Raw genomic sequence first — 11,334 nt, 5'->3', positions numbered from 1 at the left:
CGATCCATTTTATATGTATAAGGAACAGTTAATACTCTTCTTACAAATGAGAACATACTAGATGGTATTTAGCGGGAAGCGAGTCTTTTCCCCTTGTTTCTTTTTATACAGTAAATGGCACAGCGTTTTAGATTTAGGGATATGAAAGAAACCGGCTTCCAATAAAGGAAGCCGGTTTTTTTAACTCGTTTTTTCAAGAGCCAGTTCTTTGTCACTGGCTTGTACCGTTAAACTGCTTACAATTCCCATCACAAGGAAGGCAGCAGCCGAACTAATAAACATAGCAATAAAGATATTTCCGATCAGACTCTGGCTTGTGATAAGCACATACAAAGAAGCTCCAGTAATTAAAGAAGCGATCGCTCCATAGTTGTTTGCCTTATTCCAGAAATAACCTAGTGTGATCGGTGCAATAATTCCGGAAATAATTGCCGAGTAGCTGAACTGGATAAGAAAAGCCAGTGAGTCTGGACGGTCTAGTGAAATGTAAAGGGAAGCCAGTCCGATAAAAAGTAGTGATCCTTTGGCCACATTTAAAGACTGCTTTTCCAGTTTTTTCTCGCTGATTTTCTTAGAAGAAAGCAATGGCGCGACTACGCGGTATAAATCATTACCGATGCTTGTCGTAACTCCTAAATATAGGCTGTCTGTACTGGAAAGAATCGCTGAAATGATCCCAACGATCATTATCGCGGCAATAACTGCCGGAAATGCTTCCATTACATAGGCAGGTATTGCTGAGTCGGCACTTGCCAAATTTGGAAAGATCGTACGTGCCGCAAGTCCGCCTAAAACCATTAGAGTTGAAATAATGCAAAGGATTAAGCCCGATGATAGCGTAAATGGCGCAAGGTCCTCTTCGTTTTCTAGTGATAATACTTTATTTAACAAGTGAGGCATGAGTACAAAACTGAACAGCATGAACTGAACAGCCATAATTGCCAGGGCGCTGTTATAGGGGCCGCCGTTCGCAATTGGAGCTGTTAAGCTTGGATCAATAGCGTTTAAGCGATCGGTTAATACGCCGAAAACATTCAGTCCGCCGCCGATTGTCCATAGAAACGAGACGACAATTAGAATAGAAGTCACCGCCATGAGAATCCCCTGGATGCCATCTGTAATCATCTGGGCGAAAGCGCCGCCTAGACCAATATATATAATCGTAATTGTAACACCGATAATAATACCCCAGAAATAAGGAATTCCAATGACGGTTTCAAAAATAGTAGCTAGTCCGACATTTTGGCCGACAATATAATACACATTAAATAAAATCAGTAATGAGACCAGAACTTGCAAACCTTTGGAATTATATCGTCTGCCCAGCCATTCAGGCAGGGTAGAGACACGGCCGAACTTTTTTCCATATCGCCAGAACGTTTTAGCAAAAAGAAGCAGGGCGACCCAGGATACTCCGAAGCATCCGAGCGTGTACCAGAGTACGGCAGTTCCATATTGATAAGCTAAACCAGGTACACCAATAAACAGGTTCGCACTGGCGTAAGAGGTAGCAAAACTCGCACCGACAAGCCATGGGTTTACTTTTCCTCTTGCTGTAGCAAATCCGACCATGGACTTACTATGCTTGCTTCCTTTCTTTCCAATCCATGTAACAAACCCAAAATATGCGGTCATGAGTATAATTAAAGTCCACAATAACAAACTAGATTCGCTGACCATCGTTTATCTCTCTCCTTTTTTCCCCGTATATAAGTACTTCCATAGCACAAGTCCTCCCGCCCAAAATAAAGCGATGCATGCAAAATAGGTGAGTATCATTTTAAAAATTCCTCCTTTTTCTGTTTGAAAAATGGGAGCGGCTGTGAGTTGATATTTACAATATCCACGGTCACTTCCATGTTATAAGTTAGATTCTTTTCATCAATAATCAGGTGAGTTAATAATGAAGGGCCTTCAGCAAGCTCAACTACTCCTACCGTATAAGGAGTATGTTCCTGCCAGGCGGGATGTCCTGCTCTATGAATAACACTCCACGTCTTAAGCGCTCCTTCGCCTGAGGCTTCTTTCCACGTTAGAGAAGGGTGGAAACAGTGCGGACAGTGATCCCGCGGATAGAAGATATACTTTTCACATGAATCGCACTGTTGAAGGGTAAACCTGCCTTCCTTAAGGTTATGCCAAAAGCGCCGGCTGACAGGTGTTATTGTTGGTGACGGCAGAGATATATTTTCACTCATTGTTCTCCTCCTAACACAAGAGCATTTGTTTCACTAAGCGTCGCTCCATTACCTGTAACTAGTGCAAGTCTGGCATCTTTAATCTGCCGTTTGTCAGCCTCGCCCCGTAGCTGGCGAACCGCTTCAATGACATGGGACATACCGCCGGCAAGGTCCGCCTGGCCAAATCCAAGCTGTCCACCGTGTGTATTTAAAGGATAGTCACCGTCATGTCCAAAAGTATGGTTTTTAACGAATTCCCCAAAATTCCCTGGCTTGCAAAGCCCGGCACTTTCAAGCTGTACAGCAACTACACTTGTATAACAGTCATAGAGGGATAAAAGATTTATTTCTTCAATCGATATTCCAGCCTGTTCAAGAGCGCGCGGGATACAATAGCTGAACGGAAGCTTATCGATCGCCGGTGCCTGGCTGACAGCGCGGTGAGTAATTTTTTCTCCGGCTCCTTTTAGAAAAATTGGCTTATGCCTGCCGATTCGCGCAGCTTTTTCCTCTGAGGTTACGACAACGGCTGCTCCTCCGGCTACAGGCATAACAATCTCCAATAAATGAAGAGGATCAGAGATCAATGGAGAGGCTAAGATGTCTTCCAGTTCTGCAGGCTTGCCGTAGAAAATTGCCTCTGGATTAGACTGTGCATTTTTTCTCGCCCAGCAGGCGATTCTTGCAAAATCTTCTTGTGTAGAACCATACTCTTCCATATGCTGACGCTTAAGAAGCGCGTAGGAAGTATTGGCACCGGAAGCACCAAACGGAACATCAAATTCCCGGATGGGGTTGCGGTTTGGCGATCGTAACGTTTCTCCTTTTTCATTTTTGTTAGCAAGCACACAAACGACCGTTTCACACATACCCGCTTCGATTGCGGCCGCTGCCCGCCAGATCATACCTGGACCTGAGGCACCGCCAAGGTCGACTACATTAGACATTGTGGGATCGATTCCTAAATATTCCGATACGGTAGCCGGTACATGCTGTGGTGTTTCTCCTACTTGCGGGCCGACGAGCAGTCCGTCGACTTCGTCTTTCGTAATGCCGGCGTCGTTCAGTGCCAGCCGGACAGATTCTGCAATCAGGCTTAATGTGGTTTTTCCTGTTGAATATCGTTCGGGCTTCAACTCACCGATACCAATGAGAGCCCCTCTAGGTCTGCGTGTCATTAAAAATACTCCTTTTCTAAAAGCTGCCGGAATGCCTGCAAGCTGGATGGGTTTCTCAGTGAGGCTTCATTACTTGCCTTTTTTCCTGAAGCTGCCGATTTAGCAGCTCCTTCAACCTTTTTGCCATTAATCGTGTAAGGAATTTCACTGACTTGATATATGGCCTTCGGCACGTGCCGAGGTGAAGCGGCTGCCCGGATTTTATGGCGAATTTCTCCTGCTAAAGTATTGCTCAAGTGATCAGTGACGACACAAAGAATGATCTCTTCATCATTTTCTTTTGGATGGCCAAAGACTATTGAATCCTTTACATCGCGAATATGGTCAACGGCCCGATATATTTCGGCGGTTCCGATTCTTACACCGCCTGGATTTAAAGTGGTGTCGGCACGACCGTAGATGACAAAAGCCTCATCAATGGTCTGTTCCGCTAGATCCCCATGTGTCCATATCCCTGGACGTTTTGAAAAGTAACTTTTTCGGTACCTTTCATCTCCACCCTCTCCAAAGAAGGTAATCGGCATGCTCGGAAAAGGCTGGGTACAGACTAAGTCAGCTTTTTCTTCATAAACAGAAGCCCCTCTTTCATCGAATACGTCAACGGCCATGCCTAATGCTTTACAGGCAATTTCTCCTCGTTTAACAGCGTGAACCGGTGACCCCATAACAAAGCAGCCAATGATTTCCGTCCCTCCGGAGATCGAAGCAAGGAAGAGGTCTTGTTTTATCGTTTGATAAACCCAGTCATACTGCTCGGGAGCCAGCGGAGCTCCGCAAGACAAAATGCTTTTCAAACAGGGAAGAGCATGTGTTTCTTTTAAGTGCACACCGGCTTTAGCGAGTGTTTCTAAATACTTAGGACTTGTACCAAAATGGGTGACCCCGACTTCCTCTGCGATATCCCAAAGGTGGGAAAGGTTATCAGATCTTACAGGTGAGCCGTCATATAAAAGAAGGGCTGCTTCACTGGCTAATCCTGTAACTAACCAGGGGTACATCATCCAGGCTGTATTGGAATACCAAAACAGCACATCATTCTTTTTAACATCACAGTGCAGCTGGTGTTCCTTTACATGCTGAAGCAGTGTCCCTCCGGCAGAATGAACAATTGCTTTAGGGAGCCCTGTTGTTCCTGATGTATATAAAATATAGAGCGGGTCATTAAAACCGGTGGGGGTGAAAACAGGTTCAACTGCTTTATTGTCGCAAAGTTCTTCCCAGCTTAATGTCTTTACACCGGCCAGATCTGTGTTTCCATTTAAAGTAACAACAGCTTGCAGCCCTTCAAGGCTGTCCGCCGTTTCTTTAACTTTTTCTTCAATATTATAAGGTTTCTCTTTGTATTGGTAATGTAGTGTTGAGATGAGCACTTTTGGTTTTACCTGTCCGATGCGGTCAACGATTCCTTTTGTCCCGAAGTCAGGAGAACAGGACGTCCATATTGCCCCTAAGGAAGCAGCAGCGATTAACGCGGTAAGCCCGTGAATATCGTTAGTTGTAATGCCGGCTACACAGTCCCCTTTTCTAATACCTAGTTTTTTAAGACCTTCCTGAGCTTTTGCGACAGCTTCTTTTAATTCTTTTAATGTGATGCTGCGTGTTACACCATTTTCATCGGCTTCATAGGCTGCAATCCTGTCCACCGAACCGCGAAGAAGGTTTTCTGCAAAATTCAAACGTGCATGAGGAAACCATTCAGCATCAGGCATCGAAGTAGAAGGAGTGTAAATAGTACGGCCCTTTTCACCAATAACGCCGGCAAAGTCCCAGACGTTAGACCAAAACTCATCAAGCCGGGTAGTTGACCAGCGGTGCAGTCGTTCATATGGAAATAAAGGCTGTTCAGCCAGCTCGGCAAATGCTTTTATATTTGATTCATTTAAACGCTCTTCAGATGGCTCCCATAAATAGGAAGAACGCTTAGAGGTTACAGTTAATGTCATGGTTAAAGCTCCTTTTTTTTGCTCTTGGAATAGAAACAGCTCTCTTCTAAATAAGAAGAGAGCTGTTCAGACTCTTCTTATCTTTTCAGGATTTCTCCTGCAGGAATTAGCACCTTTTCAGAACTTGTCTGAAGGTTGCCGGGCGTCGTCGGGCCAGTCCCTCTGCCTCTCTGGATAAGAATATTATTCAATTAAAAAACCTCTCTATTTATAACAATAGAGAGGTTCAAGAGATATTATCATTCTCTTATCTTCCCGAACATAAGCTCGGTAGGATTTGGCACCTTGCTATTAAAAATAGCGGTTGCCGGGCTTCACAGGGCCAGTCCCTCCACCTCTCTGGATAAGAATTACGTCATTTATTAAGTTAGTTGTGATCATAGCAATAAATTTAGAGTTCGTCAATATATTTATGTGGAATATTCAAAAATCTATTAATCATCATTGGACAAATGAGGAGATCTAATAGGACAATGAGAAGTAGAGAAAAAGGAGGCGGAATTGAATGGTTAATGAAAAGAGAAATGAGTTTGTGGAAATAACTAAGATTGAAGAAATTGGTGACGGTATGAGAGTCTGCCTTGATTTTATTGATATTTTAAAACCGACAGACGGTGTATATGTCGGCAATACTGGCCATGGATACGTTAAAGTACTTGCTGAGAACCGCGAGTCAGATGGTTATCCACCACGTCCGTTTCGATTAAACTGCGGCTCCTTCCATCAGTATCTTTATCAGGAAGAAAAAACCTATTACCTTCATGAACTGCAGCCAGGCAAAAAGCTGAAAATCACGGATGAAGAATCCGAGCGGGAGATTGCTATTGGCCGTGTGAAAATAGAAAAGCGTCCATTTGTAAGAGTAGAAGCTGGCAGGGGAGAACAGACAATTTCAGCTACTCTGCAAAAATCATCCAGCGTCCACTTAATGGAAGAAAGCGATGGAGAAATCTCCATTCTGGATTTAAAAGAGGGTCAAAAAATACTCGCCCTGCTTGATAAGCCGGGGAGGCATCTTGGTGAGAAGATAGATGAAGTGATAGTAGAAAAATAATCTTAATTCAATTTCTTCAAAAACATGATTTTAATAATGGTTATGGATATAGCTCCTTATGCTTATAAAAGGAAGGTAACAAGACCTAGTATCCTTTCTAGTCAATTTTCAATCCCATCATATTTATCTGTAAAAAAGAAAAAGCATAATCGAATTGCAAATCTATTGTTAGGCTGGCTGATTATTGGCTGGTTTGCTGCTTTAGATTTCCCATTAAACAACATTCGCAGAAAGATCAGCTGCCAGATCTTTAGAAAAACTTTCAGCCCTTCTTTGAAAGTTTTTTTATTTGAGCCCCGAATAAAGATATGCGAGGATAGGACATAAATAATGGAGATGAAATGTAAAGAGTAAGGAGAATCATCATGAAAAAACCTAACGTTGACGATTATTTGCAGGAAGGTATATATGGCAGCAGGCAGACAAAGCCAGCAGAACGCAAGCAATACCTCGGTACACTAAGGGAACGGATCGTCCTTGTCTTAACAAAAGGTCAAGTCATGCAAAAGCAAGGAATAAATGAGCTATCACAGGCCATGAAAAAGCATAAGGATGCAAAACTGCTGCTAAATGGAAAAGTGAGCTATCGTTTCCGCAAGCCTTATCGTCAGATAGCTGCTAAAAATAGTATTCAGCACACGACTGTTTCCAATCAGGAGGCAGAGACGGATGTTGGTGCAGTTTTGACAGTCGATTATGCGATTGAAAAAGAAGATGTGGAATTGAAAATTGAAAAAGTGTCTAAAGATGAAGGAAATCAGGAAGGCGGAATAAAAGGATTTCTTAGTTCACTGTTTAAACCCATAAAGTGACAGTCTTTTAGCATACTTTCCCTATGTCTTTTATTCAAAAGAGGTTAATTTCACCTCAAAAGGTGGTAAATATAACCATCATTATTTTGGGAGGAATTCTTGATGAGTGCCGATTATGTTAAGGATCCACTAAGGTACCTTATCGTCTCAGACATCCATGGAGAAATTGATAAGCTGGAAGAAGTCTTAAAACAAGCCTCCTATAATCCTATTGAAGACCAATTAGTTTTACTTGGAGATTATGTGGACAGGGGTCCAAAGTCAAAAGATGTTGTTGCGAGAGTAAAACAGCTAGTTGAAAAAGATAGAGCCGTTGCCATAATGGGGAATCATGATGATATGTTTATCAGGGCTCCGTATGACTCCCGGGCCAATAGACTTTGGGAAATGAATGGAGCATCAAAAACGATAAAGTCTTATGAAGGCGCATCTCAAGATATGAAGAGTGACCAGCAATGGCTGGAGGACAACTTAAAGCTCTACTTCGAAACGAATGACTACATTTTTGTTCATGCTGGACTTAAGCCGGGTATTCCGTTAGAAGACCAGGAAAAGGACACGATGATTTGGACAAGGCACAATGAAAGAGTAGGGCTTGGTAAAACGGTTGTTCATGGTCATACACCGGTAAGAGAAATTGCCTATATTGAAGATCAGGTGGATATCGATACGGGGGCTGCCTATGGCTGGAAACTGACAATGCTTGAGCTTCCTTCACATAGGATTTATACGGCATAAATATAGCTTGGGAAAGTCAAATGAAGGTGGGTATTAACTTCAAACAGATTTCTTTCCTTTCTGCAGGGAATTTGCAATAATTTCAAATACACCCTGTGAAGGAGGAAAAATCAATGAGCAATACTACTACAGCGACTCAATCATTATTTCAAACATTTAACAGCGATAAATTACATTTAACAAATAGAACGGTAATGGCACCGATGACACGCGGTTTTTCACCAAATGGTGTACCGGGAGAAGATGTGGCGGCTTACTACAGACGTCGTGCGGAAAACGAAGTAGGCCTAATCGTTACAGAAGGAACCGGTATTAATCATCCAAGCTCTGTTTCTGGTGACAGTATTCCGCTTTTTCATGGCGAAGAATCTTTAAAAGGCTGGGCGAACGTCGTTAAACAAGTTCATGAAGCGGGAGGTAAAATTGTCCCACAGCTGTGGCATGTAGGGATGACGCGCAAAAAAGGGGAACTTCCTAACGAAGAAGCTCTGCCTGTCGGTCCTTCAGGGTTAAGCCTTAATGGTGAGCAAGTAACCGAACCGTTAACAGAAGAAGAAGTCATCGGTCTTGTAGAAGCCTATGCACAGGCAGCAGCTGATGCAAAACGACTCGGCTTTGATGGAATAGAGCTTCACGGCGCTCATGGCTATTTGATCGACCAGTTTTTCTGGGAGCAGACAAATAAACGCACAGACCGCTATGGTGGTGACCTTGTTGGTAGAACTCAGTTCGCAGTTGAGGTGATCGAAGCCTGCCGTCGTGAAGTCGGACCTGATTTTCCGATTATTTTCCGCTTTTCTCAGTGGAAAATGAACGATTATGAAGCGAAGCTGGCGAAGACTCCGGAAGAGCTTGAAAAATTCCTTCAGCCGCTCGTTGAGGCTGGTGTTGATATTTTCCACTGTTCCACACGCCGATTCTGGGAGCCGGAATTTGAAGGTTCAGACTTAAACTTGGCAGGATGGACCAAGAAGATCACAGGAAAGCCGGTTATTTCTGTAGGGTCTGTAGGTCTTAATGGAGAATTCACAAGCTTCAGCAGTGCAGAAACCACTAGTCTGAACGGCCTTATTGAAAAACTGGAAAACGAAGAATTTGATCTAATTGCTATCGGTCGTTCTTTATTGATGGATCCCGAGTGGGTAAGAAAAGTGAAGGAAGGTCGAGAAGACGACCTGAATCCATTTGAAAAAACATCTTTGAAAAAATTGTATTAATTTGTGAAAAAAGGGATCCCTGCGCCAGGGTTCCCTTTTTTAAAGTCCTTTAATTAACATTTTATCTTTTTCACGCACTTGATCATATGATTCCAGAAGCTCCTCAGGCACCATTGTTCTTCCGTATTCCCAGGCATTGGCTTCAATCTCTGTCTTAAGGGCCTCCACCTCGTCATCTTCTCCGTACATCAGCGTCCTGAGGTCATGACTATGTTTTCGAAATGTGAGAAAATACCCGATTTCATGGTAAATCATAATTTTTACAAAATTCTCTTCGGTTTCCTTTACTTTGATTTTGCTCATGTATCCATTCACTTCAAGATAATTAAAAGTAATTGTATTATAGGAAATATTAAAGCTCATAGGTGAAGGCAGAGCGTTGTTAGCTTCATATTTTATATACTTACTTAATTTGTGTTTTTCTAATGTATCTTGAATGATTTTCTCAATATGCCAAATATAAAGCAATAAAATCACGATCCTTTCAAGTCGTTCTATTCTTCAGTATAAAAGAATTTTCAACTTGATCAATCAATATCTTAGGATTATTGCATAATTTAGGTAATTAAAATTAAAAATAGTGATTTTTATCCATGTAAAAAGTCTGGAAGAATCAAAAATATATTAAAACTATAAAATGATTAACTGTTAATTAGTGGCCAGTTGTGACTAGATAAAAACTTATTTTTATAAATATGGACCCATGCAAATAACAACAGAGAAGGGGCTGCTTGCTCTGTTGTTATTTATTCCGTGCATACAAATAAATAAGCTATATTTTAAAGGAGATGAAGGGTTCCATTTCCTTCACGAGGAAAGAAGGAATTACAAGATTTTATCAAGTAAAGCCTTCTTAACTGTATAGTATTAAAATTTAATTAAAATGAATGGACAAAAAGCCATATCCATACACCCATTTTAAGGAGATTATGTGTCTCTATCCTATTTTCTATAAAAAATAGACAATTATACAGGCATCCTGTTGCCCTATTCATATAGTATCAGTGAACCAATTTTATGAATAAGGAGAGAATAAAATGAGCTGTGGAAAAGGAAAAGGCTTTGACAACTGTGTCTGCGAAACAGTCCGTAAAATTGTAGAAGCTCAAAATGAAGTAGCTGGCACTGACTGCTGCAATACAGGGTGTGATCAATCTATTTCAGATTTGCTTTCGCCTTCCTCTAATGGAAATAGGCCAACTACGATTCCCTTTGCCCTTTACTGTAAAGGCGACTGTGAACCGTTTATCGGAAGTGGGATTTACTCATCCCCTGTTAACGCCTCAGGCATGTCACTACAATGTGTAAGAACCCCTATTTTCCGAGCGAAGAAATTTGTAGATGATCATAAGTGCTGTGTTCAATTAGAACTATTGCTTCCAGTTAATAGTGAGGGCGAAACGCCTGACCCAAGCAATAAAGGCAAAAATATCTGCGATTTCTTCCCAGGAGATACGATTAGAAACCTGCAAGCTACGGGGATCTGTTTAACAGTAGATTTAAATTGCTTCTGTGGAATTCTTTGCTTAGATCCAACGACGCCTATACCGTCTTCTGAATTCGACGATTAAGAGAAAAGGCAGTGTGAAAAACCCAGAGAATGTTTGGTTCTCTGGGTTTTTTAGATGTGTAGGACCAAGAGTTTGCCGTGCGAGATTCTATTGACTACTTTTCAGAAGAGCATGGAATGGATCGAGCTAATGCTTTGGCTTATCTTAGTGCAGCCACGGATTATGAAGTTTCACAAGTGGTCGATAAAACAAAAGGGATTCATGCTTTAATCAGAAAAGATGACTTTAAAGAAGTGTTTAAGGAAGCTGAAGAAGGAGGGGAATTACCGAAAACCTCGACGAACTATTTAAATTTATTGCTGCTTGGATTAGCACTTGCAGTTGCTGGAAAGATTCTCCTATCTCTTCAAATGAAGAGGGATTCTTAATATATTTCCCTCTGCTTACAGGTCTCTTTTTTAATCTTATTCTTAGGTTTACTATGTATCCATTTCTTTAAAAAAGACTATACATAAATGGAGACCTAATAAGGGGGAATTCAAGTGAGCAACGAAGAGCAGCCGAAGAAGTTTGAAAGCTTAAAGGATTATATGGAGAAACAGCATGGGGAAACAGAAAATTTAATGAAAAAGCTTGAAAAGGAATTAAACGACATTTTTAATCAAATTGATAAAAATATGAATGGTTAAGCAAAAAAAGTC

The 11,334-nt window shown here is 41.6% G+C and carries 13 protein-coding genes and 2 riboswitches; of the genes, 8 read left to right on the top strand and 5 right to left on the bottom strand.

The annotated features are described in order from the left end of the window. Positions 1–180 precede the first annotated feature (180 nt). The 4 genes from B7E06_RS18330 to B7E06_RS18315 all read right to left on the bottom strand — a co-directional run bounded on the left by B7E06_RS18330 (position 181) and on the right by B7E06_RS18315 (position 5,301). The gene (locus B7E06_RS18330; protein ID WP_082235371.1) at positions 181–1,680 is read right to left on the bottom strand and encodes a sodium:solute symporter family protein; all 1,500 of its coding nucleotides are present in this window, start codon (positions 1,678–1,680) and stop codon (positions 181–183) included. Between the two features lie 95 nt (positions 1,681–1,775). After that, on the bottom strand, positions 1,776–2,198 hold the full coding sequence (locus B7E06_RS18325; protein ID WP_082235370.1) for a Zn-ribbon domain-containing OB-fold protein: 423 nt from the start codon (positions 2,196–2,198) through the stop codon (positions 1,776–1,778). Beyond that, positions 2,195–3,358: a thiolase family protein gene (locus B7E06_RS18320; RefSeq protein WP_082235369.1), complete on the bottom strand. Its 1,164-nt coding sequence runs from the start codon at positions 3,356–3,358 to the stop codon at positions 2,195–2,197. The genes B7E06_RS18325 and B7E06_RS18320 overlap by 4 nt, the downstream gene beginning before the upstream one ends. Then, on the bottom strand, positions 3,358–5,301 hold the full coding sequence (locus B7E06_RS18315; protein ID WP_082235368.1) for an acetoacetate--CoA ligase: 1,944 nt from the start codon (positions 5,299–5,301) through the stop codon (positions 3,358–3,360). Before B7E06_RS18315 ends, B7E06_RS18320 begins: the two co-directional genes overlap by 1 nt. 74 nt (positions 5,302–5,375) lie before the next feature. After that, positions 5,376–5,482, bottom strand: a riboswitch (SAM riboswitch). A 63-nt stretch (positions 5,483–5,545) separates the two neighbouring features. Then, positions 5,546–5,651, bottom strand: a riboswitch (SAM riboswitch). A gap of 155 nt (positions 5,652–5,806) precedes the next feature. Between B7E06_RS18315 and B7E06_RS18310 the strand changes: the two genes are divergently transcribed. The 5 genes from B7E06_RS18310 (at position 5,807) to B7E06_RS18295 (ending at position 9,122) form a co-directional block, all read left to right on the top strand. Beyond that, complete coding sequence (locus B7E06_RS18310; RefSeq protein WP_082235367.1) at positions 5,807–6,355, top strand: 3-dehydroquinate synthase II domain-containing protein; 549 nt, start codon at positions 5,807–5,809, stop codon at positions 6,353–6,355. 24 nt (positions 6,356–6,379) lie between these two features. Beyond that, the gene (locus tag B7E06_RS21615; protein WP_342743642.1) at positions 6,380–6,682 is read left to right on the top strand and encodes a superinfection immunity protein; all 303 of its coding nucleotides are present in this window, start codon (positions 6,380–6,382) and stop codon (positions 6,680–6,682) included. Positions 6,683–6,720: 38 nt separating this feature from the next. Beyond that, positions 6,721–7,167, top strand: a complete 447-nt coding sequence (locus B7E06_RS18305) for a YueI family protein (RefSeq protein WP_082235366.1) — start codon at positions 6,721–6,723, stop codon at positions 7,165–7,167. Between the two features lie 102 nt (positions 7,168–7,269). Further along, on the top strand, positions 7,270–7,905 hold the full coding sequence (locus tag B7E06_RS18300; protein WP_082235365.1) for a metallophosphoesterase family protein: 636 nt from the start codon (positions 7,270–7,272) through the stop codon (positions 7,903–7,905). Positions 7,906–8,018: 113 nt separating this feature from the next. Then, positions 8,019–9,122 carry an NADH:flavin oxidoreductase gene (locus B7E06_RS18295; protein ID WP_082235364.1) on the top strand — a complete coding sequence of 368 codons (1,104 nt, stop codon included), beginning with the start codon at positions 8,019–8,021 and terminating at the stop codon, positions 9,120–9,122. 39 nt (positions 9,123–9,161) lie between these two features. On the opposite strand, the gene B7E06_RS18290 is transcribed toward B7E06_RS18295, so the two are convergent. Next, positions 9,162–9,599 carry a hypothetical protein gene (locus B7E06_RS18290; RefSeq protein ID WP_342743641.1) on the bottom strand — a complete coding sequence of 146 codons (438 nt, stop codon included), beginning with the start codon at positions 9,597–9,599 and terminating at the stop codon, positions 9,162–9,164. A gap of 560 nt (positions 9,600–10,159) precedes the next feature. Between B7E06_RS18290 and B7E06_RS18285 the strand changes: the two genes are divergently transcribed. The 3 genes from B7E06_RS18285 (at position 10,160) to B7E06_RS21950 (ending at position 11,322) form a co-directional block, all read left to right on the top strand. Then, entirely contained in the window at positions 10,160–10,693 is a 534-nt protein-coding gene (locus B7E06_RS18285) for a CotY/CotZ family spore coat protein (protein WP_082235362.1), read from the top strand. Positions 10,694–10,770: 77 nt separating this feature from the next. Continuing rightward, a complete protein-coding gene (locus B7E06_RS18280; RefSeq protein ID WP_082235361.1) occupies positions 10,771–11,061 on the top strand; it encodes an LPXTG cell wall anchor domain-containing protein in 291 nt (96 codons plus the stop codon). A 114-nt stretch (positions 11,062–11,175) separates the two neighbouring features. Further along, positions 11,176–11,322: a hypothetical protein gene (locus B7E06_RS21950; protein ID WP_179134090.1), complete on the top strand. Its 147-nt coding sequence runs from the start codon at positions 11,176–11,178 to the stop codon at positions 11,320–11,322. Positions 11,323–11,334 lie beyond the last annotated feature (12 nt).

The sequence above is a fragment of the Halobacillus massiliensis genome, assembly GCF_900166625.1.
Taxonomy (GTDB): Bacteria; Bacillota; Bacilli; order Bacillales; family Halobacillaceae; genus Halobacillus_A; species Halobacillus_A massiliensis.
The sequence above is the reverse complement of the archived record's forward strand: the minus strand, read 5'-3'. Positions and strand labels throughout refer to the sequence as shown.

Coding starts and splice junctions, on each gene's coding strand:
- B7E06_RS18330 (WP_082235371.1), bottom strand. CDS start 1,680: ATGGTCAGCGAATCTAGTTTGTTATTGTGGACTTTAATTATACTCATG.
- B7E06_RS18325 (WP_082235370.1), bottom strand. CDS start 2,198: ATGAGTGAAAATATATCTCTGCCGTCACCAACAATAACACCTGTCAGC.
- B7E06_RS18320 (WP_082235369.1), bottom strand. CDS start 3,358: ATGACACGCAGACCTAGAGGGGCTCTCATTGGTATCGGTGAGTTGAAG.
- B7E06_RS18315 (WP_082235368.1), bottom strand. CDS start 5,301: ATGACATTAACTGTAACCTCTAAGCGTTCTTCCTATTTATGGGAGCCA.
- B7E06_RS18310 (WP_082235367.1), top strand. CDS start 5,807: ATGGTTAATGAAAAGAGAAATGAGTTTGTGGAAATAACTAAGATTGAA.
- B7E06_RS21615 (WP_342743642.1), top strand. CDS start 6,380: ATGATTTTAATAATGGTTATGGATATAGCTCCTTATGCTTATAAAAGG.
- B7E06_RS18305 (WP_082235366.1), top strand. CDS start 6,721: ATGAAAAAACCTAACGTTGACGATTATTTGCAGGAAGGTATATATGGC.
- B7E06_RS18300 (WP_082235365.1), top strand. CDS start 7,270: ATGAGTGCCGATTATGTTAAGGATCCACTAAGGTACCTTATCGTCTCA.
- B7E06_RS18295 (WP_082235364.1), top strand. CDS start 8,019: ATGAGCAATACTACTACAGCGACTCAATCATTATTTCAAACATTTAAC.
- B7E06_RS18285 (WP_082235362.1), top strand. CDS start 10,160: ATGAGCTGTGGAAAAGGAAAAGGCTTTGACAACTGTGTCTGCGAAACA.